Source organism: Xanthomonas nasturtii (assembly GCF_001660815.1).
In the GTDB taxonomy this organism is placed as follows: Bacteria; Pseudomonadota; Gammaproteobacteria; order Xanthomonadales; family Xanthomonadaceae; genus Xanthomonas; species Xanthomonas nasturtii.
The window spans coordinates 39,866-58,969 of sequence record NZ_LYMI01000023.1; the positions used below are offsets into that span (position 1 = coordinate 39,866).

Annotated in this window: 19 protein-coding genes, 1 other RNA gene and 1 pseudogene; 8 read left to right on the forward strand and 13 right to left on the reverse strand. The window is 65.7% G+C overall.

All coding sequences use genetic code 11. The features are described 5' to 3' along the window. The first annotated feature begins 358 nt into the window (after positions 1-358). A complete protein-coding gene (gene katG / locus A7D16_RS09880; protein WP_064632187.1) occupies positions 359-2,605 on the forward strand; it encodes a catalase/peroxidase HPI in 2,247 nt (748 codons plus the stop codon). A 123-nt stretch (positions 2,606-2,728) separates the two neighbouring features. On the opposite strand, the gene A7D16_RS09885 is transcribed toward katG, so the two are convergent. Both A7D16_RS09885 and A7D16_RS24245 read right to left on the reverse strand, forming a co-directional pair. Next, complete coding sequence (locus A7D16_RS09885) at positions 2,729-3,136, reverse strand: RNA-binding S4 domain-containing protein (protein WP_064632189.1); 408 nt, start codon at positions 3,134-3,136, stop codon at positions 2,729-2,731. Beyond that, complete coding sequence (locus A7D16_RS24245) at positions 3,126-3,257, reverse strand: hypothetical protein (protein WP_275655044.1); 132 nt, start codon at positions 3,255-3,257, stop codon at positions 3,126-3,128. Before A7D16_RS24245 ends, A7D16_RS09885 begins: the two co-directional genes overlap by 11 nt. 218 nt (positions 3,258-3,475) lie before the next feature. Here A7D16_RS24245 and A7D16_RS09890 point away from each other — a divergent pair, with 218 nt between their 5' ends. Further along, entirely contained in the window at positions 3,476-4,963 is a 1,488-nt protein-coding gene (locus tag A7D16_RS09890) for an MATE family efflux transporter (RefSeq protein ID WP_064632191.1), read from the forward strand. A gap of 95 nt (positions 4,964-5,058) precedes the next feature. Here A7D16_RS09890 and A7D16_RS09895 read toward each other — a convergent pair. The 9 genes from A7D16_RS09895 to ffh form a co-directional block, all read right to left on the reverse strand. After that, positions 5,059-5,135: non-coding RNA, sX9 sRNA (locus A7D16_RS09895), on the reverse strand. Between the two features lie 105 nt (positions 5,136-5,240). Continuing rightward, positions 5,241-5,648, reverse strand: a complete 408-nt coding sequence (gene rplS / locus A7D16_RS09900) for a 50S ribosomal protein L19 (protein WP_011036399.1) — start codon at positions 5,646-5,648, stop codon at positions 5,241-5,243. Between the two features lie 144 nt (positions 5,649-5,792). Beyond that, the gene (gene trmD, locus A7D16_RS09905; protein WP_064632193.1) at positions 5,793-6,566 is read right to left on the reverse strand and encodes a tRNA (guanosine(37)-N1)-methyltransferase TrmD; all 774 of its coding nucleotides are present in this window, start codon (positions 6,564-6,566) and stop codon (positions 5,793-5,795) included. 66 nt (positions 6,567-6,632) lie between these two features. Continuing rightward, on the reverse strand, positions 6,633-7,145 hold the full coding sequence (gene rimM, locus A7D16_RS09910) for a ribosome maturation factor RimM (protein WP_064632195.1): 513 nt from the start codon (positions 7,143-7,145) through the stop codon (positions 6,633-6,635). A 43-nt stretch (positions 7,146-7,188) separates the two neighbouring features. Beyond that, a complete protein-coding gene (rpsP, locus tag A7D16_RS09915) occupies positions 7,189-7,446 on the reverse strand; it encodes a 30S ribosomal protein S16 (protein ID WP_064632197.1) in 258 nt (85 codons plus the stop codon). 109 nt (positions 7,447-7,555) lie between these two features. Further along, positions 7,556-8,353: an aminotransferase class IV family protein gene (locus tag A7D16_RS09920; RefSeq protein WP_064632199.1), complete on the reverse strand. Its 798-nt coding sequence runs from the start codon at positions 8,351-8,353 to the stop codon at positions 7,556-7,558. After that, entirely contained in the window at positions 8,344-9,414 is a 1,071-nt protein-coding gene (locus tag A7D16_RS09925) for an NAD(P)H-dependent flavin oxidoreductase (protein ID WP_064632201.1), read from the reverse strand. Before A7D16_RS09925 ends, A7D16_RS09920 begins: the two co-directional genes overlap by 10 nt. A gap of 246 nt (positions 9,415-9,660) precedes the next feature. Continuing rightward, on the reverse strand, positions 9,661-9,933 hold the full coding sequence (locus A7D16_RS24080; RefSeq protein ID WP_239686981.1) for a hypothetical protein: 273 nt from the start codon (positions 9,931-9,933) through the stop codon (positions 9,661-9,663). A gap of 1,033 nt (positions 9,934-10,966) precedes the next feature. Continuing rightward, the gene (ffh, locus tag A7D16_RS09935) at positions 10,967-12,343 is read right to left on the reverse strand and encodes a signal recognition particle protein (protein ID WP_064632203.1); all 1,377 of its coding nucleotides are present in this window, start codon (positions 12,341-12,343) and stop codon (positions 10,967-10,969) included. A 373-nt stretch (positions 12,344-12,716) separates the two neighbouring features. Here ffh and A7D16_RS09940 point away from each other — a divergent pair, with 373 nt between their 5' ends. Next, positions 12,717-13,508: a cytochrome C assembly family protein gene (locus A7D16_RS09940; protein WP_064632205.1), complete on the forward strand. Its 792-nt coding sequence runs from the start codon at positions 12,717-12,719 to the stop codon at positions 13,506-13,508. A 240-nt stretch (positions 13,509-13,748) separates the two neighbouring features. On the opposite strand, the gene A7D16_RS09945 is transcribed toward A7D16_RS09940, so the two are convergent. Continuing rightward, entirely contained in the window at positions 13,749-14,798 is a 1,050-nt protein-coding gene (locus A7D16_RS09945) for an aldose epimerase family protein (protein WP_064632206.1), read from the reverse strand. 344 nt (positions 14,799-15,142) lie between these two features. On the opposite strand from A7D16_RS09945, the gene A7D16_RS24455 reads away from it, so the two are divergent. Continuing rightward, positions 15,143-15,463, forward strand: coding sequence for a hypothetical protein (locus A7D16_RS24455; protein ID WP_372366480.1), 321 nt, complete (start codon positions 15,143-15,145; stop codon positions 15,461-15,463). A gap of 57 nt (positions 15,464-15,520) precedes the next feature. Beyond that, positions 15,521-15,953, forward strand: a pseudogene (locus A7D16_RS24460) (alpha-L-arabinofuranosidase C-terminal domain-containing protein). Positions 15,954-15,998: 45 nt separating this feature from the next. Here the strand turns inward: A7D16_RS24460 and A7D16_RS09960 are convergent. Further along, a complete protein-coding gene (locus A7D16_RS09960; protein ID WP_064632208.1) occupies positions 15,999-16,946 on the reverse strand; it encodes a LysR family transcriptional regulator in 948 nt (315 codons plus the stop codon). 137 nt (positions 16,947-17,083) lie between these two features. Between A7D16_RS09960 and A7D16_RS09965 the strand changes: the two genes are divergently transcribed. From A7D16_RS09965 to A7D16_RS09970, 3 genes are all read left to right on the forward strand, one after another. Continuing rightward, positions 17,084-17,356 (forward strand): DUF2798 domain-containing protein, encoded by a 273-nt coding sequence (locus A7D16_RS09965; protein WP_064632211.1) that lies wholly within the window; start codon positions 17,084-17,086, stop codon positions 17,354-17,356. 154 nt (positions 17,357-17,510) lie between these two features. Continuing rightward, the gene (locus A7D16_RS23735; RefSeq protein ID WP_162841560.1) at positions 17,511-17,666 is read left to right on the forward strand and encodes a hypothetical protein; all 156 of its coding nucleotides are present in this window, start codon (positions 17,511-17,513) and stop codon (positions 17,664-17,666) included. 68 nt (positions 17,667-17,734) lie between these two features. Further along, the gene (locus A7D16_RS09970; RefSeq protein WP_064632213.1) at positions 17,735-19,084 is read left to right on the forward strand and encodes a glycoside hydrolase family 16 protein; all 1,350 of its coding nucleotides are present in this window, start codon (positions 17,735-17,737) and stop codon (positions 19,082-19,084) included. Positions 19,085-19,104 lie beyond the last annotated feature (20 nt).

The following is a 19,104-nucleotide window of genomic DNA, read 5'->3' on the forward strand; positions in this document are numbered from 1 at the left end:
GACGGCAGGCTGGTCGGGCACCAGCGTGCTATCCATAGCAACATCCTATCGATATGGTTGGATAATTCGAATTCACAAATCGATCGATGTTTTTTATCGTGTGCGCACGCCACCCTGATGCGTCCGCCTGATGCGCCTGCTCGCAATCCCCGCCAACCGCCCGTCGACCTATTCCGGGCCATCCTGGCAGGCGCTAGCATCGGCGAACCTTGTGAGCGCTCCAGATCGGCGTCGCTCGCAATCACCCTCATTCCCGCTGACCCAGCCGTAAGCACTGCCCGCCACGTCGATTCCACCAGCACGTGCCCGCAGCGTCGGCACGCAGCTCCCCAAGTGCACTCGCACACAGGTAAACGCCATGACCACCGAAGCAAAGTGCCCGTTCAACCACGCCGTCGTCGGTACCGGAACCACCAACCGCGATTGGTGGCCCAAGCAATTGCGCGTGGATCTGCTCAGCCAGCATTCGAGCAAATCCAATCCGTTGGGCCAGTCGTTCAACTATGCGGAAGCGTTCAAGCGCATCGATCTGCAAGCGCTCAAGCAGGAACTGCGCGCGTTGATGACCGATTCGCAGGACTGGTGGCCGGCCGACTTCGGTCACTACGGCCCGCTGTTCGTGCGCATGGCCTGGCATAGCGCCGGCACCTACCGCATCGGCGACGGACGTGGCGGCGGCGGCCGCGGGCAGCAGCGCTTCGCACCGCTCAACAGCTGGCCGGACAACGTCAGCCTGGACAAGGCGCGCCGCCTGCTGTGGCCGATCAAGCAGAAGTACGGCCAGGCGATTTCCTGGGCCGACCTGATGATCCTCACCGGCAATGTCGCGCTGGAGTCGATGGGCTTCAAGACCTTCGGCTTTGCCGGCGGCCGCGAAGACACCTGGGAACCGGATCAGGATCTGTACTGGGGCCGCGAAACCAAGTGGCTGGGGGGCGACGACCGCTATTCGCGCGGCTCGCCTGGCGTGGACGAAGCGCACGGCGTGCTGGTGAAGGACGACGACAGCCAGGTGCCGCATACCCGCGACCTGGAAAACCCGCTGGCGGCCGTGCAAATGGGCCTGATCTACGTCAATCCGGAAGGCCCGGACGGCAATCCCGACCCGATCGCCTCCGCGCGCGATATCCGCGACACCTTCGCGCGTATGGCCATGAACGATGAAGAGACCGTGGCGCTGATCGCCGGTGGCCACACCTTCGGCAAGACCCACGGTGCCGGCCCGGCCGACAACGTCGGCGCCGAACCGGAAGCCGGCGAGCTGGAAAGCCAGGGCTTTGGCTGGCACAACCGCTACGGTAGCGGCAAGGGCGCCGACACCATCACCAGCGGCCTGGAAGTCACCTGGACCACCACGCCGGCGCAGTGGAGCAACGACTACTTCGACCATCTGTTCGGCTTCGAGTGGGAGCTGAGCAAGAGCCCGGCCGGCGCGCACCAGTGGGTGGCCAAGAATGCCGACGCCATCATTCCCGATGCGCACGATGCGTCGAAGAAGCATCGCCCGACCATGCTGACCACCGATCTGGCGCTGCGCTTCGACCCGGCGTACGAAGCCATTTCGCGTCGCTTCCACCAACACCCCGAGCAGTTCGCCGATGCCTTCGCCCGCGCCTGGTTCAAGCTCACCCACCGCGACATGGGCCCGCGCTCGCGCTACCTGGGCACCGAGGTACCAAGCGAAGAACTGCTGTGGCAGGACCCGGTACCGGCGGTGGACCATGCACTGGTCGATGCGCAGGACGCGGCCGCACTGAAGCAGACCATCTTGGCCTCGGGCTTGAGCGTGGCGCAGCTGGTGTCCACCGCGTGGGCCTCGGCATCCACCTTCCGCGGCTCTGACAAGCGCGGCGGCGCCAACGGTGCACGCATCCGCTTGGCACCGCAAAAAGACTGGCAGGCCAACCAGCCCGAGCAGCTGGCCAAGGTGCTCGCCACGCTGGAGCGCATCCAGGCCGATTTCAACGCCGCGCAGTCGGGTGGCAAGAAGATTTCGCTGGCCGACCTGATCGTGCTGGCCGGTAACGCCGCGGTGGAACAGGCCGCGCAGGCCGCCGGCCACAGCGTCACCGTGCCGTTCGCGCCGGGCCGCACCGATGCCTCGCAGGAACAGACCGATGTCGAATCGTTCGCCGTGCTGGAACCGGTAGCCGATGGTTTCCGCAATTTCGCCAAGCGCAGCTATGCCGTGCCTGCCGAAGCGCTGTTGATCGACAAGGCCCAGTTGCTGACGTTGACCGCGCCCGAACTCACCGTCCTGGTCGGCGGCCTGCGCGTGCTGGGCGCCAATGTCGGCGGCACCCAGCATGGCGTGTTCACCACCCGGCCCGGCGTGCTGAGCAACGATTTCTTCGCCAACCTGCTCGACATGCGCACCGAATGGAAGGCCACGTCGGAGGCGAAGGAGACCTACGAAGGCCGCGACCGCAGCAGCGGCGAACTGCGCTGGACCGGCACGCGCGTGGATCTGGTGTTCGGCTCCAACTCCATCCTGCGTGCTGTTGCCGAGGTCTATGCCAGCAGCGATGCACAAGAGAAGTTCGTGCACGACTTCGTCGCCGCCTGGACCAAGGTGATGCAGCTGGATCGGTTCGACTTGGCGTAAGCGCCTTCACCCACGTGCATCCGCCGCCACCCATGTGAGCGAGCACCGCAACGCAAACGCCCCGGGTCACCGGGGCGTTTGCGTTTACAAGATTGCTGCACAGCGCCCTTCCGCGGCAATGCCTTACAACGCGTCGATATCGCCCAGCGCATTGATCAGCCGGCGCGCACGCTTGTCCGGTTTTCCTTCCGGCGCCCGATAGCCGGTGCGTTCGGCGGCGCGCTGCAGCCGCCATTGCGCACGCGCCTCACGCGAGGCATCGCTTTCTGCGTACAGCGCCTGGGCGACCGGTGCCGGGCCGCGCACATCGCTCAATGCAGCGACGGTGACCTCAAAAATTTCGCCGCCACGGTCGATGCGTAGGTGCTCGCCACTGCGCAGCGTGCGCGAGGGCTTGGGCCGCTGCCCAGCGACATCCACCTTGCCGTTGTCCACCGCCGTCTTGGCCAGGCTGCGCGTTTTGAAAAAGCGTGCTGCCCACAGCCAGACATCCAGCCTGACCGTTGCCGCTTGTTCCAGCTCAAGATTCATGCGTCTTGCGGTCTCGTGTGGTGCGTTGGCTCGCGCCCACATCGTGGATGCGCGCAAACACTGCGATCTCGGGAACGCCGGCGTGGCTGCCGGCGTGGTCGGCGACGATGGTTTGCGCCAAGCCCGATATTTGGGCAGTGGCTGCGGAACTCAAGCGGCCAGAACCAGGCGCGTCGCCGGGAAAGGCGCGGCAACACTGCGCTGCCCAGCTTCAGCCACAACATCCAGGCGAGCCGATCCTGACGCCGGTCCTCTCGCATCGCAGCCGCATGCAGCTTGCATCCGGGCTCACCCGCGCAATGCTAGTGTGCGCACCTTCTGCGCGACGATACGACTGCGATGCCCAAATCCGCTGTCCTGACCGAAGGCCCGATCGGCAAGAACCTGCTGTTGTTCGCACTGCCGATCATGGCCGGCAACATCGCCCAGTCGCTCAACGGCTCGGTCAACGCAATCTGGATCGGCCGCTATCTCGGCGAAGAAGCGCTGACCGCTGCGGCCAACGCCAACAGCATCATGTTCTTCCTGATCGGCTCGGTGTTCGGCATCGGCATGGCTTCCACCATCCTGATCGGCCAGGCCATGGGCGCGCGCGATATTGCCCAGGCACGCAAGGTGATGGGCACCAGCGCAAGCTTCTTCGGCGGGCTGTCGGCGCTGATTGCCGTGCTGGGCTGGTTCCTGGCACCGCATCTGCTCACCGCAATGGGCACGCCCGCTGCCTCGCAGACGCTGGCCGAAGACTATTTGCGCGTGATCTTCCTGGCGATGCCGACGCTGTACCTGTTCGCCTTTCTATCGGCAGCGCTGCGCGGTACCGGCGATGCGCGCACGCCGTTCCGTTTTCTACTGCTGTCGGTGCTGCTGGATATCGTGTTCAACCCGCTGCTGCTGTTCGGCATCGGCCCGTTCCCGGCGCTGGGCATTGCCGGTGCGGCCTGGGCCACGCTGATTGCACAGGTGGTTGCACTGGCCGGCCTGCTGATCTATCTGCGGCACAAAAAACATGTGCTGTGGCTGGGGCGACGCGACCTGCATCTGTTCCGCATCGATGCCGCCATCCTGCGCGCGCTCGTCGTCAAGGGCGTGCCGATGGGCTTGCAGATGGTGATGATCTCGCTGGCGATGATCGCGATGCTGTCGCTGGTCAATGGCTTCGGCACCGACACCGCCGCCGCGTTTGGTGCCGGGCTGCAGCTGTGGAACTACGTACAGATGCCGGCAATGGCGGTTGGTGCTGCCTGTTCGACCATGGCTGCCCAGAACGTGGGTGCCGGCCTGTGGTCGCGCGTGGATGCCGTTGCCCGCACCGGCATCGCCGCCAACTTCCTGATGACCGGCCTGCTGATCGTGCTGTTGATCCTGTTCGATCGCTGGACCCTGGCCCTGTTCCTGCCCGAAGGCAGCGCCACCCTGGAAATCGCGCGGCATCTCAACCACATCGCGATCTGGTCGTTCCTGTTGTTCGGCGTCAGCTTTGTGGTGTCTGGCGTGGTGCGCTCCACCGGTGCCGTGATCCCGCCGCTGTTGATTCTGGCGTTTTCGCTCTGGGGCGTGCGCGTGCCTCTCGCAAACATCCTGCTGCCGCATATGGGCGCAGACGCAGTGTGGTGGAGCTTTCCGATCAGTTCCACCTGCTCGATGCTGCTGTCGCTGGCGTATTACCGCTGGGGCGGCTGGCGCAAGGCGCGCATGCTGACCACACCGAACCACCCTTCCGCACTGGCGGCGGCAGCCGAGGTACCCGCACATCCTGCATCGCCGGTCGCCGATCCCGCCCCCATTGCCGAGCCGATCACCGAGCCAACCCGGACACGCTCGCGCTGATTCGTGCACGCTGATTCGTGCATGCCGGCCGCAGTCAAGCTACGAGATCGATGCAGATGCGCTGCATCAATCGGACTCAAGCTGCTACGTAAGACGGCTAACAAAACAAGGCGCGCGGTTGTCAGGTGGTTACGGGCATCGCGCCCAGAACCGCAGTGCGGGAGTGGCACATGCCGATTTCGAGCGCCGCCGCTATTCCCGTTCCACAAACGCAAACGACCGCCCAAGGGCGGCCGTCTGGCAGTGGCAGATCGATCAGACCTGCCAGCAGCGTGGCTTACTCGGCCTTGGCAGCAGCCTGGCGAGCGGCCTTGGCCTGTGCAGCGGCGGCCAGATCTTCCTTGATGCGGGCAGCCTTGCCTTCCAGGCCACGCAGGTAGTACAGCTTACCGGCGCGGACCTTACCGCGGCGCTTCACTTCGACCGAGTCGATGATGGCGCTGTGGGTCTGGAACACGCGCTCGACGCCGAAGCCGTGCGAGATCTTGCGCACGGTGAATGCGGAGTTCAGGCCGGCATTCTTGGTACCGATCACGACGCCCTCATAGGCCTGTACGCGCTCGCGGTTGCCTTCCTTCACCTTGACGTTCACCACGACGGTGTCGCCCTGGTTGAATTCCGGCAGCTGGCGCTGAATCTGGGCGGCTTCGAAGTCAGCCAGGATGGTCTTGTTGAGTTTGCTCATGATGGGCACCGCGTGTCTGGTGATATTGGACCGGCAGTCGCCGCACGGCGATTGCTCGAGGTTCGTAAGAGGGCCAGACGCAAGGCTGGCCAGCAAGCCGCACATTGTACCCCAACTCATCTTGCTAGAGCTAGGGGTGAGCCCTTATTTCTCGTCACCGGGTTTATCGTCGCCTGGGGCGCGTTCGCGGCGAAACTCGTCCAGCAGACGGCGATCGTGCTTCTCCAACCCGGCTTCGTCGAGCAGATCCGGACGACGTAGCCAGGTCCGGCCCAGCGACTGCTGCCGGCGCCAGCGCGCAATGGCGGCGTGGTTGCCCGAACGCAGCACATCCGGCACATCGCCCCATGCGTGGGTGGCCGGGTGGCTGTAATGCGGGCAATCGAGCAGCCCTTGCGGACCTTCGAAACTGTCCTGGGCGGCAGATTCGGCGTCGTTCAACACGCCGTCCTGCAACCGCGTCACCACATCCACCACCACCGCTGCGCCCAACTCGCCGCCGGACAACACGTAGTCGCCGATGGAGATTTCCATATCCACCGCCTGGGCCAGGAAGCGCTCGTCCACACCTTCATAGCGGCCGCACAACAACACCATGCGCGGCAGCTGTGCCAGCTCGCGGGCAAGCACCTGGGTGAGCGGGCGCCCCTGCGGGCTGAGGTAGATCACCGGTGCCGGCCGCGGATCGGCGGCTTGCACCGCGTCCAGACAGGCCCGCAGCGGCTCGATCAGCATCACCATGCCGGGCCCGCCACCGAATGGACGGTCGTCCACGCGGCGATAGTTGCCCTGCGCATGCTCGCGCGGATTCCAGCCCTGCAATTCCAGCAGGCCGCGCTCCTGCGAGCGCCCGACCACACCGAACGCCGCGCATTGCGCGATGAACTCCGGGAACAGGCTGATGACGTCGATGCGCACTGGAGAATCGGGAATCGGGAGTGGGGAATGGTGTAGAGCAAGAGCGAAGCCGAAGCACCGCCTTGATCAGAAATCCGGGTCCCAGTCGACCACGATCATATTGGCCTCGAAGTCCACCGATTTGACGAACTCCGGAAACACGAACGGGATCATCCGCTCGCGATCGCCGCGCACCACGACCACATCGTTGGAACCGGTAGAAAACAGATGCGACACCGTGCCGAGCTTGACGCCCCCGACGGTTTCCACCTGCAATTCTTCCAGATCCACCCAGTAGTATTCGTCGGGCTTGGGCGGCGGCAACGCGCTCCGGGCGACATAAATCTCGGTCCCGTGCATGGCCTCGACCGTATCGCGGTCGGTCACGTCCGGGAACACCGCAATCAGGTTCTTGCCCTGGTCGCGCCCACGTACGCCGCTCAGCACGGTTTCCTGCCCCGATGGCGAGCGCACGATCCACGGTTGATACCGGAAGATTGCGCTGCGCGGCTCGGTCCAGGATTCGAGCTTGAGCTCGCCCTTGACACCAAAAGCGCCGACAACCCTGCCTAACAGGATGCGGCGCTCGGTCTGCTTCATCTGCGTCGACTCTGGGCCAGGTGGCGACACCCGGCCCTCAAGATCAGGCCGCGACGGCCTGGGACTTGGCTTCGCGATACAGGTTGCGCACCTTGTCGGTCAGCTGCGCACCGTTGCCGACCCAATGGTCGACGCGTGCGGTGTCCAGCACGATGCGCGGCTCTGCGCCCTGGGCAACCGGGTTGTAGTAACCCAGACGCTCGATGTTGCGGCCGTCGCGCGCGCTGCGCACGTCGGTCACGATGATGTGGTAGAACGGACGCTTCTTGGCGCCGCCGCGGGTCAGTCGAATCTTGACCATGGTGTCGTTTTCCTGAGTTGCCCAGTCGCCAGAGTGGCGCGGTAAGCCGGCGATTATAGCGGGCTGCGGCGGCGAAGCCAAGTCAGCCGGCGCGGCAGCGCCAGAATGCTCAAATCGCTTGCCAGGCATGGGTTTGCAGGGCCCGCTCCAGCAGCGGCAGCTGCGCGGCATGCGCGCCCCAGCGGGCCGGCCCCAGCGCCACGATGGCCTGCTGACCACGCGCATTGCAGGCGAATGCCCCCTCGAACCGGTCCAGCTCGGTCAACTCCACCGGCCGACTGACCTGGGCAACGCCCAGCGTGTTCAGGCCTGACTGCAGCAACTGCTGCCGGGTTCCCCGCAGCGCCGGCCCCTGCGGCCAGACCACCCCGCCGCGCTCCCATAACCCCAGATTCCAGAACGCCCCCTCCAGTACCCTGCCCTGCCGGTCCTGCAACACCACATCGTCGTGGTCGGCCTGCATGGCCTGCCGGCGCAGATGCAGCAGCGGAAACGTGCCCACATGCTTGAGTTCCGGCCGCTCGCGCACGTAATCGGTCACCTGCACGCGCAGCCCGGTCTCGGGCATGTTGGCCGGCGGCGAAATGGCGACCAGTACGGCCAGTGCGACCTCGCGCAAGGGGTTTCGGAAATCGAAATCGGGCGCGAACACGGTGACCCGCAGGCTGGCATCGGCCATGGCCGATGCAGCCAGCGCAGCACGCAACTGCGCGCGTAGCTGGTCCGCGTCCAGTTCCTGGCCGAACAGCGCGCGACTGCCTTCCTGCAGGCGCTGCAGATGCAGGTCCAGCCCCAGCGCTGCGCCGTTGCGCACCTGCAGCGTGGTGAAGTGGCCGTAGTTGATCAGCGCAGCAGCGCCGAGCTGTTGCGCGCTTGCCGGCGCGCCATTGCAGAAGATCAGCGACACAGCAGTGCCTGCGCTTGATTCCACCACTGCGTTATGACGTGCGCGGCCGGTTGCGCCGGCGCCATCCAGGCGGACTGGCCGGCCCAGGCCTGCATCGCCGCCAGACGGTTGTCGCGCGCTGCCGCCTGGCGCATCGGTGCGGTGAGCCCGCGTTGCACCGGATAAGCCGCGGGCGGCGGCGCATCTGCAGCGCTTGCCGCATGCACGTAGGACGTGGCCAGCGCACGCCCCAGCCGACCGGAAAACGCACGGGTTGGCTGGGTGTGCTCCGGCTCGGCGGCGGCCAGCGCATCGGCCCAGGCGCTTGGGAGCGCCGCTTCGGGCGTGCGCAGCAACCCGGTGCCGATCTGCACCGCGCTTGCGCCCAAGGTCAGCGCTGCCGCAATGCCGCGCGCGTCGGCGATGCCGCCGGCAGCGATGACCGGGACATCAAGACGATCGACCAGGCGCGGCAACAGCGCGAACAACCCGGTCATCTGCTGCGCCGCGCGGCCGGCATCGAACGCGCCGCGATGGCCGCCGGCTTCGGCACCTTGCGCGACCACTGCATCGGCACCAGCTGCCTGCGCCGCAAGCGCTTCATCCAGGGTGGTGGCGCAGGCGAACCAGGCGATGCCCGCATGCTTGAGGCGCGCAACCTGATCGGGCCGGAACACGCCCATGATCGATGAGGCCACCGCCGGGCGCGCGTCCAGCAAGGCAGCGAATTGCGCGTCGAAATCGGCTGGTGTGGCATCGCCTGCCGCTTCCGGCACTGGCGGCCCCCACTGCGCAAGAAACACCCGCAGGCGCGCTTCGGCAGCGGCATCGCGCACAGGCGCCGGATCGGGAATCCACAGATTGATTTGCGCGGGCCCGGCACTTGCCTCACGCAATGCGGCCACCCACGTCACGATGTCCTGCGGCTGCGACAGCACCGCACCCATCGCGCCCATGCCACCGGCATTGGCGACCGCCGCCGACAGCGGCACCGGGCAGGCGCCGGCCATGGGGCTGAGCAGGATCGGCAGACGCAGGCCGAAGCGTCGCTGGAAGGCATCGACGTTGGAGAATCCGGTCATCCACCACCTCAGCGGCCATGAAACAACGCATGGTAACCGCGATGGACGGATGCCGATGCCGGCACGCGCGACACGGTCAGTCGCGTATGCACTGCATGCCGCACGTTGCGTTTGGAGTGGCCATCAACACGTGGCAACCGGGATCAGGTGAACATGAAGTTGCCGGTGGATACCGCTGCTACAGGCCGCACCGAACTCCGGCCGCGCCCATGTGGCGTGGAGCACAGTGGTTCGTTCGCCACTCTCTCAGTGCACCGGCATCACTTGCTGGTACCAGTCTTCGACCCAGACATCCTGCAACGCGAACGCACGCAAGCTCTGCGGACGCTGCAGGTAAGCGCCCCACAGGCGCAAATCGACAAACGACGAGACGGGCTGCGTGCGCCACGCCGGTGGCCCGAACAGCCGTAACTCCAGGCAGTAATCGCCATCGGCGGGACAGGTGAGCTGGGTGCAATCGGCCGGCGCTGCGCTCGCCCACACATGCGCCAGATCCGGCCCGCGTACCAGCTTGAACAAACGCACCTTGCGTGCGACCGATGCACTGGTCGGCCAATGGCAACGGGCAGTCGAAGTGCGTGCTGGCCCAGGCCAGCTCCAGCGTCAGTACATCGCCCTGGCTCAGATGCAGAAAGTAGCGATGCAGATGGGTATTTTCCGCGCGCCACGTCGTTGCGGGGTCGGCGCATGCGGACACGTCCCAGACATCGTCGGCACTGGCGAACAACAGCCGGCGTGGCGTGCACAGGCGAGCTGTCGAGACATGCGTGCGACGCCACATGCGCTTCGTTTTCGATATGCACGACCGCCGCACCTTCATCGCGACGTGCGTAGCGCAGGCTCGACCCGAACGCCGGCTTCAGCGACAACGCCAGACGGTCCGGCTCGGGCACGCGCAGCCACACCCCGATCACACCCGGGCAGTGCCCGTCGGCCTGGCCGATGCCGATCGAATACACCCCGGCATGCATCACCGGCACGTCCGCCTCACCCCTTGCGGGCACCTCCAGCCACTGCGATTGCGTGGCGCCTGGCGGCCACAGATCGCAGCGCCATGCGTGTGCATGGCGTACTGCCATGCGCGTCGGGATGAAACGCCAACACAAGCTGGTCGCCGGCGCGCAGGAACAACTCGACCGTGGTGCAGATGCCCTGCCGCGGATAGCGCTCTTCTTCGTAAGGCACCACGTCGGCGATGTGGCGCCGCCACTGCCGCACCGACGTGGCGCGGGCGCGGTTCTCGATGCCCCGCCTTGCTGCTGCCTCGAGCTTCGGCAGGCGAGGAAGCTCATGCGCCGAACCGGTGCTGTCCTTGGTGTTTTAAGCGGCGGGCGGTGCCGCCGGCACCTCCACCGGAGGCGAGGTAAACAGGCGATCGATGCCTGCAGCGACCAGTGCGATGCACAGCCAGACTACAAAGCCTGCCGGTGCGAGCGCCCACCCCGATGTGACCTGCCACGCCAGCACGAAAGGCCTGCGCCAGATGCACGCAGTGCGCGCCTGCCGATGCCCTCACGGCGTGCGCGGCCTGCGCAGGTGGTTCGCAGGTTGCTCAGCGGAACGGCATGCCGCCGCGGCCGCCCATGGCGCCCATCATGCCCTTCATGTTGCGCATCAGGCCCTTCATGCCGCCGCCGGCCAGCTTGCCCATCATCTTTTCCATCTGCTGGTACTGCTTCATCAGCTTGTTGACGTCGGCCGGCAGCATGCCCGAACCGCGGGCGATGCGGGCGCGGCGCGAGCCGTTGAGCAAAGCCGGGTTGCGGCGCTCTTTCTTGGTCATCGAATTGATGATCGCGATCATGCGCGGCACTTCCTTGCCGGTGACCTGCTGCTTGACGTTGTCCGGGATCTGCCCCATGCCCGGCAGCTTGTCCATCAGCCCATGGATGCCGCCCATGTTCTGCATCTGCTCGAGCTGCTCTTTCATGTCGTTGAGGTCGAACTTCTTGCCCTTGGCGACTTTGGCGGCCAGCTTGGCGGCCTTTTCCTGGTCGACGCTGTGCTCGACCTGCTCCACCAGCGACAGCACATCACCCATGTCCAGGATGCGGCTGGCGACGCGATCGGGATGGAATACATCCAGGCCGTCGGTCTTTTCGCCGGTACCGACGAACTTGATCGGCTTGCCGGTGATGTAGCGCACGCTCAGCGCGGCACCGCCGCGGGCGTCGCCGTCGGTCTTGGTCAGCACCACACCGGTCAGCGGCAGCGCCTCGCCGAACGCCTTGGCCGTGTTGGCCGCGTCCTGGCCGGTCATCGCATCGACCACGAACAGGGTTTCGGTGGGATTGACCGCGGCGTGCAGCGCCTTGATCTCGTCCATCATCGCCGCATCGATCGCCAGGCGACCGGCGGTGTCGACCAGCAGCACGTCGGCGAACGACTTGCGCGCATCGCTGATGGCCGCGCGCACGATGTCGACCGGCTTCTGCGAGGCGTCGGAGGGGAAGAACAGCACGCCGACCTGTTCGGCCAGGGTCTTGAGCTGCTCGATCGCGGCCGGGCGGTAGACGTCGGCCGAGACCACCATGACCTTTTTCTTGCGCTTTTCCTTCAGGTGCTTGGCAAGCTTGCCAACCGTGGTGGTCTTGCCCGCGCCCTGCAGGCCGGCCATCAGGATGATCGCCGGCGCCGGCACGTTGAGATTGAGGTCGGTGGCGGCCGCGCCCATCACGGCGGTGAGCTCGTCGCGCACGATCTTGATCAGCGCCTGGCCCGGCGTCAGCGACTTGAGCACTTCCTGGCCCACCGCGCGCACCTTGATGCGTTCGATCAGCGCCTGCACCACCGGCAACGCGACGTCGGCTTCGAGCAGCGCGATACGCACTTCACGGGTGGCTTCGCGGATGTTTTCCTCGGTCAGGCGGCCGCGGCCGCGCAGGCGCTCCATGGTGCCGGAGAGACGTTGGGTAAGGGACTCGAACATGCGCAAAGGACCGCGTGAGGGGAAACGGGTGCCGATTATAGCGGCACCGGCCAACGCCCCGACCCCGACCCGTCTAGCGCCTGAGAGGCGAACCGGCCCAGGGGGAGCTGAACCGGCGCGCGGCACCACGCGCGATCATCCAGGACAGCAGCGCTGCAACAGCCAGGAGGCATCACACCCAAGCCGGCAGGGATGTCCAGCCCTGCCCTGCTCGCAGGCATGCCCAGGTGCACTGCCTGCCCGCGCACTGCCTGCCCACCCCGAGCCCTGTAGCCCGAGCCCCTGCTTTCCCGATTCCCGATTCCCGATTCCCGATTCCCGATTCCCGATTCCCGAATCCCAAATCCCCGCCCCACCATGCGAAACTTCTACGATGACAATCGTTCTCATCGCGTTCGCCTTGTATCTATTGGCCACCGCGCTGCTCACCCGGGCGGTGCTGCGCGATGGCAACCAGGCGCCAGCACGCTGGTTGGCACCTGCGCTGGCAGCCGTAGCCTTGCATGCCGGTTACCACGTGCTGGTGGCCTTGCGGACCGCCGGCGGCCCGGACATGCATTTCTTCGCGGCGCTGTCGCTGTGCGGGCTGGGCATGGCCGCACTGACGGCGGTGTTCGGTGGCCGCGGGCGGATGGCGGCGGTGGGTGTGGTGGTGTTCCCGCTCTCGGCGATCCTGCTGGCCAGCTATCACGCTTACGGCCACGAGCCGAGCTCGGATCTGGGCTGGCGCCTGGAACTGCACGCGTGGATGGCACTGCTGGCCTATGCCACGTTGGGTATCGCCGCGCTACTGGCGATCATGCTGTGGCTGCAGGAGCGCGCACTGCGTCGGCGCGATTTCCATACCTGGTTGCGCGCACTACCGCCGTTGACCGAGCTGGAAACGCTGCTGTTCCGCACGATCACGGTGGGCTTTGTGCTGTTGAGCCTGACCCTGCTGACCGGCCTGCTGTTCGTGCAGGACTTTCTGGCACAGCGCCTGTTGCACAAGACCGTGCTCAGCATCCTGTCGTGGGTCGTGTTCGGCGCGCTGTTGATCGGCCGCTGGCGCAACGGTTGGCGCGGCAGCAAGGCGGTGCACTGGACGTTGACCGCGATGGCGCTGCTGGTGCTGTCGTTCTTCGGCAGCAAGTTCGTGATCGAACTGGTGCTGGGGCCACGCTGAGCGCGGTGTCAGCAAGCGATGCGGACACAGCAGATTCTGCTCGGCCTATCAGCCACGGTCGCAACATCGCGCCGCGGCATCGCGCGTTGCTACGGCAAGGCCCCTTGCTAGCCCGCACCTACCGCCGGCGCCAGCGCGCAACCCGCTGATGCGCGAAATCGCGAAGTTTGCATCGCCATCAACACAGCGCTGCGCGCCCTCACTGCATGGCCGCAGCCGGCGCCATGCCTGCAACGACACTCAGGCATCCAGCGCCGCTTGCACCGCTTCCCACGGCTGATCCGGGCCCACGCTGGCGAAGCGATAGCTGATGCGGCGGCGGTAGATCTCGCCGGGCCGCAGGATGGTCGACGGAAAGTTGGCGTGATTGGGCGCGTCCGGGTAGTCCTGCGGTTCCAGGCACACGCCGCGGCCCAGGCCGGGATGGTGGGCGTCCAGATGCTGGCCTTCGTACAGCTGCACCGCCGGTGCGTCGCTGCCGATGCGCAGCGCCACGCCACTGTGCGGCGAATACAGCTCGGCAATGCAATCCGCGTCGGCGGCCAGCACCAGACACTGGTCGTAGCCCTTGCCGAGCACCACCTGCGGATGCGCCGGGTCGGTGTTGTCGGCGAGCGCGGCAGGCTGGCGGAAATCGAATGGCGTGCCGGCGACCGGGGCGATCTCGCCGGTCGGAATCGATTCGGCATCCACCGGCAAATAGCGATCGGCCGGCACGCGCAGCACCTGCGCGGCGGCGCAGTGATGCGGGTCGCCGGAGAGATTGAAGTACGGGTGATGGGTGAGGTTCAACACAGTCGCGGCGTCGCACTTCGCCTCCAACTCCAGCTGCAGGCTCAGCCCCTGGAGTTGCAGGCGCGCACGCACCTGCAGATTGCCGGGGTAGCCTTCTTCACCATCCGGCGAGTCGTAGCCCAGCAGCACCTGATCCGGCGCCTGCTCCAGCACGCTCCACACGCGTCGCCCGAAGCCGCGCAGACCACCGTGCAACTGGTTGCGCCCTTCATTGGCCGCCAGCACGTGAGTGACACCATCCAGCGTGTAGCGCGCACCGGCGATGCGGTTGCCGAAGCGGCCCACCAGGATGTTGAGACTGTCGCCATCGGCGGCGTATGCATCCAGGTCCGGCAACGCCAGCAGCACTGGCACCACGCCTTGCGCCGTGGTCAAGCGCAGCGCGTGCAGGATGCCGCCGTAGGTGAGCACTTCCGCCTCGAGACCGGCCTCGCTGCGCAGCGTAAGCGCGTGAATCTCGACACCGTCTGGCAACTGCCCGAATACGCGCTGCATGGATCGTCCTGCCGATGAGGGAAGCCCGCGAGCATAGCCGCCTGACGTGGCCACCGACCATGCCGTTGCGCACATCCTGGCCTGCGAAGCGGCTGCCGCGTCGGCGAGGCGCTGCCGCGCTCGTCTGCGTTGGTCGCGCTGCAGCAATACAAACCGCTGCTGCGCGCACTACGCTAGCCCACGCTTTTTCCCTGGCAACGACGCCCACCCGACAGCCGACCGGCACAGGAGTACCAGCCCGATTACGCCGCCGATGTGTATCGGCGTTCCAGACATTCGACAAGGCGCCGGCCAACCAGAACATCCTGAAAATCGCGCCCGGTCCCAACAACGACGATCACCACTTGACCGAGGTGATGATGCGCGAGGCCGGTACGCTGATGGACGGCCTGAGCCTGCACTACTACACCGTGCCCGGTGGCTGGCCGCCACGCGCCTCGTCCACCAACTTCGATGAAGCCGCCTGGATCGATACGCTGTCGCGCACGCTGGTGATGGACGAGCTGATCAGCAAGCACAGCGCCATCATGGACAAGTACGACCCCAGCAAGAAAGTCGCGCTGGTGGTGGACGAATGGGGCACCTGGTGCGCCGGCCTGCCTGGCGCAAACCCGGGCTTTCTGCAGCTTCAAAACAGCCTGCGCGATGCGCTGGTCGCATCGTGAAATATCGCTATTTTCAGCAACCATGCCGAGCGCGTGCGCATGGCCAACATCGCGCAGATGGTCAACGTGCTGCAGGCGATGATCCTGACCGATGGCGACAAGATGGTGCTGCCGCCGACCTATCACGTGTTCGCGCTGTACAAGCCCTATCAGGACGCCACCCACCTGCCGCTGCACTTGCAGACCCCGGAGTACCGGCATGACGCTACGCATGTGCCGGCAGGCGGTCAGGGCCAAAGACGGCCACGTGTATGTCGCGCTGACCAATCTGGACGCGATCGTGCCGGCAACCGTCAGCGTGCAGGTGGAAGGGCTGCCGCTACGCACGGTGCAGGGACAGATCCTGACCGCACCGGCGATCACCACGCACAACACCTACGCGCAGCCACATGCGGTGGCACCGGAGGTATTCAAGGGCGCGCGCGTGCAGGGCAAGGCCTTGCAGGTGGCGTTGCCGGCGCACTCGATCGTGATGCTCGAACTGCAGTGAGTGGCCGCCTGCGGCAGTGGTGCGCGCCCGCAGACGCATCAATGGTCAAACAGACAATGGCGTTGTCTCGACGCTGCGCCACTGCGCGGGCAGGCGTTCGAGTACGTGGTCCATGAAGGCGCGCACCTTCGGGGTAAAGTCGCGGCGGTCGGAAACGCACAGGTAGAGCCGCAGCGGTTCCGGCGCGGCCCGGGCGGTGTCGTGCGCATCGGCCGCGAATAACGATTGCAACGCGCCGCGTTGCAGATAGGGCTGTACGACGAACGCTGCCAGCCGCGCGATGCCGCCACCGGCGGCCGCCATGCTGGCAAGTGCGTCGACGTCGTCGCTGACCATCGCCTGGCCGAGTTGCGGCTGGAAGCGCACCCCGTCGCGCACGAAGTTCCAGCGCAGGAAACGGCCGTCCACCGGATAGCGCAGCAACAGGCAATCGTGATATTTCAATTCATCCGGGCTCTGCGGGGTACCGCAACGGGCCAGATAGTCTGGCGCAGCGCACACCACGAACGGCACCTGCGCGATACAGCGCGCCACCAGCCCATCTTCCAGCTGCGCTTCGATGCGCAGGCTGACATCCACGCTTTCCTGCGCGTGCTGCACCACCCGGTCGGTGCACAACAATTCGATGTCCAGTTGCGGATACCGCTGGCGCAGCGCAGGCAGCATCGGTGCGAGCACATGCCGGGCGAACGCGGCGGTGCTGGCCACGCGCAAGCGCCCGGCAGGCGCCTGCTGCGGGCCGGCCACCAATTGCCGCGCGCGTTCCAGGTCGCGCTCCAGTTGTCGCACGTGTTCGAAGTACAGCGCGCCGCGCTCGGTCAGCGCCAGACTGCGGGTGGTCCGGTGCAGCAGGCGCACGCCCAGATGCTGCTCCAGGCGCGCGATGTTCTGGCTCACCGCGGCCGGACTGACCCCCAGCGACTTGGCCCCGCCGGCAATGCTGCCGGCATCGACGGTACTGACAAAGCTGCGAATCGACTGAATAATATTCATTTATTGAGCACATATTCCCGAGCGATTCGTAAGATTTACTTACGTAAGCCGCAAGGCTACGCGATCTACCGGGCCGGCGCAGGCGTGACTACAGTGCCGGCCATGTCGCTGTTTCGCGGCAGCCTCGAGACCTCCCCATGTCGTCACCACCCTCCTCCGCCTTGGCACGTTCGCGCTGGAAACTCGGCACGCGCGCCACCCCGTTCGTGTTCGCGTTCTACATGGCTGCGATCATGGCGTTGCTGATGTGCCTGGTCATCACCGGCGCCAACACCGGCCTGGCGCCGGGATATCTCTGGCGCGTACTGGATGCCTATCGCATTGCGATGCCGACCGCGTTCTGTTGCGTGCTGGTGGTGCGACCGTTGGTGATCCGGCTGGTAGCGTGGACGGTGCATGCGGCGCAGTGAGCACCGCCTGCGTGGGGATGCGGGTTGACGCTGGCAGCCCTGTGCGCATCGCTGCGCGCAGCAATGGTGATTTTTAGCGGTAATTGCCGCTGACACGGCCACAACCCAGCGCGCGTGGGCAGCCTGTGTCGCCGCTCCCATCCATGCGCAACCGATGCGCTTGCGTTTTGAACCGCGCACCGCAGCAGCACGCCACCGGCTGCTGCCGCGCAACATGCAGGCCGCGTCATTTGCGACCGGCGTCATGCCATTGATTGCTTATTCCGGAATGAACACCACGGATTTGAAACAGGGCCGACATTTGCTTTGACACTGAAGTTGCTGCTGCGCAGCGTCACGTCTCCATGGACGTTGGTCCACTTTTTGGAGAAGCACACAATGAACACGCTACGCAGTGTCTCGGTGCAGTTCGCCCTGCTATGCGCAGTGGCGATGCCACCAGGCGCGCACGCGCAAACCCTGGTCTGGGAAGACAACTTCAATGGCCCCGGCATCGATGGCAACAAGTGGACCTATGACGTCGGCAACGGCTGCCAGATCGGCCTGTGCGGCTGGGGCAACGGCGAGATGCAGTACTACACCAGCCGCGCCGAAAACGCGCGCATCGATAACGGCCGGCTGGTGATCGAAGCACGGCGCGAAGCGTTCCAGGGCATGCCGTTTACCTCGGCGCGTCTCAAGACCGAAGGCCGCATGCATTTCAAGTACGGCACGCTGGAAGCGCGCATCAAGACGCCGGTGGTGGGCAATGGGCTGTGGCCGGCGTACTGGATGCTGGGCACCATCGGCGTGTGGCCAGGTCGCGGCGAGATCGACCTGATGGAAGCCGGCATGGCCGCGGCGATCGCCAATGGCACCGCCAATCGCCGTATCGGCGCCGCGGTGCACTGGGACTACAACGGCCAGCAGGCCGACTACGACACCAGCTATACCAGCCCGGTGGATCTGCATGCCGACTTCCATGTGTACCGCATGACCTGGGACCCGCAGTTCATCCGCGTGTCGATCGACGGCCAGCAATACTTCGAGTTTGCGATCTCCAATATCGAAGGCGCCTCGCTGCACGAATTCCATCAGCAGCAGTATCTGCTGCTCAATCTCGCCGTGGGCGGCACCTATACCGGTATCACCTCACCCGCGGCGGTGACCGCGCCGTTGCCGGGCAGGATGGAGATCGATTACATCCGCCTGTATCAAAACCCCGGTTCGCAGCTGTACGTTGGCGCGCAACACGCAGCGCCCGCAGGGCGCTTTGGCGTGTTCACCGAGCAGGCCGATACCAGCGGGCGACTCAACTTCGGCCAGGATGCCGAGCTGTATCTGTGGAACAACCTCACCCCGATTGCACAGGCGCCGTTCGAAGGCAGCAACGTGATGGCCTACCGCGCCAACGCCGGTGCCTGGTATGGCCTGGGCATCCAGACCGACTATCGCAACATGGCCGCCTATGCCGGCGGCACGCTGAAGCTGCACCTGAAAACCACCACGCCGTCGACCTTCAAGATCGGCATCAACACCAGCTTCGGCGATAGTTGGGTGGATTTTGCCGCTGGCGGCAATCAATACGGGCTGGTGCGGGATGGCGCCTGGCACCAGGTCAGCATCCCGTTCAGTGCGTTCCACGACCTGGATCTGCAGGCGGTCAAACAGCCCTTCATGCTGGTGGCCGATCCGCCGGCCGCGCCGGTGGAGATCGCCATCGACAAGGTGTACTACCAGAGCCGTTGATGCGGCATGCGCCGCCATCG

What these genes read in the sequence shown, in the direction of transcription:
- katG (WP_064632187.1), top strand. Translation starts at nt 359, where the DNA reads ATGACCACCGAAGCAAAGTGCCCGTTCAACCACGCCGTCGTCGGTACC.
- A7D16_RS09885 (WP_064632189.1), bottom strand. Translation starts at nt 3,136, where the DNA reads ATGAATCTTGAGCTGGAACAAGCGGCAACGGTCAGGCTGGATGTCTGG.
- A7D16_RS09890 (WP_064632191.1), top strand. Translation starts at nt 3,476, where the DNA reads ATGCCCAAATCCGCTGTCCTGACCGAAGGCCCGATCGGCAAGAACCTG.
- rplS (WP_011036399.1), bottom strand. Translation starts at nt 5,648, where the DNA reads ATGAGCAAACTCAACAAGACCATCCTGGCTGACTTCGAAGCCGCCCAG.
- rimM (WP_064632195.1), bottom strand. Translation starts at nt 7,145, where the DNA reads ATGAAGCAGACCGAGCGCCGCATCCTGTTAGGCAGGGTTGTCGGCGCT.
- rpsP (WP_064632197.1), bottom strand. Translation starts at nt 7,446, where the DNA reads ATGGTCAAGATTCGACTGACCCGCGGCGGCGCCAAGAAGCGTCCGTTC.
- A7D16_RS09925 (WP_064632201.1), bottom strand. Translation starts at nt 9,414, where the DNA reads ATGACCGGATTCTCCAACGTCGATGCCTTCCAGCGACGCTTCGGCCTG.
- ffh (WP_064632203.1), bottom strand. Translation starts at nt 12,343, where the DNA reads ATGTTCGAGTCCCTTACCCAACGTCTCTCCGGCACCATGGAGCGCCTG.
- A7D16_RS09940 (WP_064632205.1), top strand. Translation starts at nt 12,717, where the DNA reads ATGACAATCGTTCTCATCGCGTTCGCCTTGTATCTATTGGCCACCGCG.
- A7D16_RS09945 (WP_064632206.1), bottom strand. Translation starts at nt 14,798, where the DNA reads ATGCAGCGCGTATTCGGGCAGTTGCCAGACGGTGTCGAGATTCACGCG.
- A7D16_RS09960 (WP_064632208.1), bottom strand. Translation starts at nt 16,946, where the DNA reads ATGAATATTATTCAGTCGATTCGCAGCTTTGTCAGTACCGTCGATGCC.
- A7D16_RS09965 (WP_064632211.1), top strand. Translation starts at nt 17,084, where the DNA reads ATGTCGTCACCACCCTCCTCCGCCTTGGCACGTTCGCGCTGGAAACTC.
- A7D16_RS23735 (WP_162841560.1), top strand. Translation starts at nt 17,511, where the DNA reads ATGCGCTTGCGTTTTGAACCGCGCACCGCAGCAGCACGCCACCGGCTG.
- A7D16_RS09970 (WP_064632213.1), top strand. Translation starts at nt 17,735, where the DNA reads ATGAACACGCTACGCAGTGTCTCGGTGCAGTTCGCCCTGCTATGCGCA.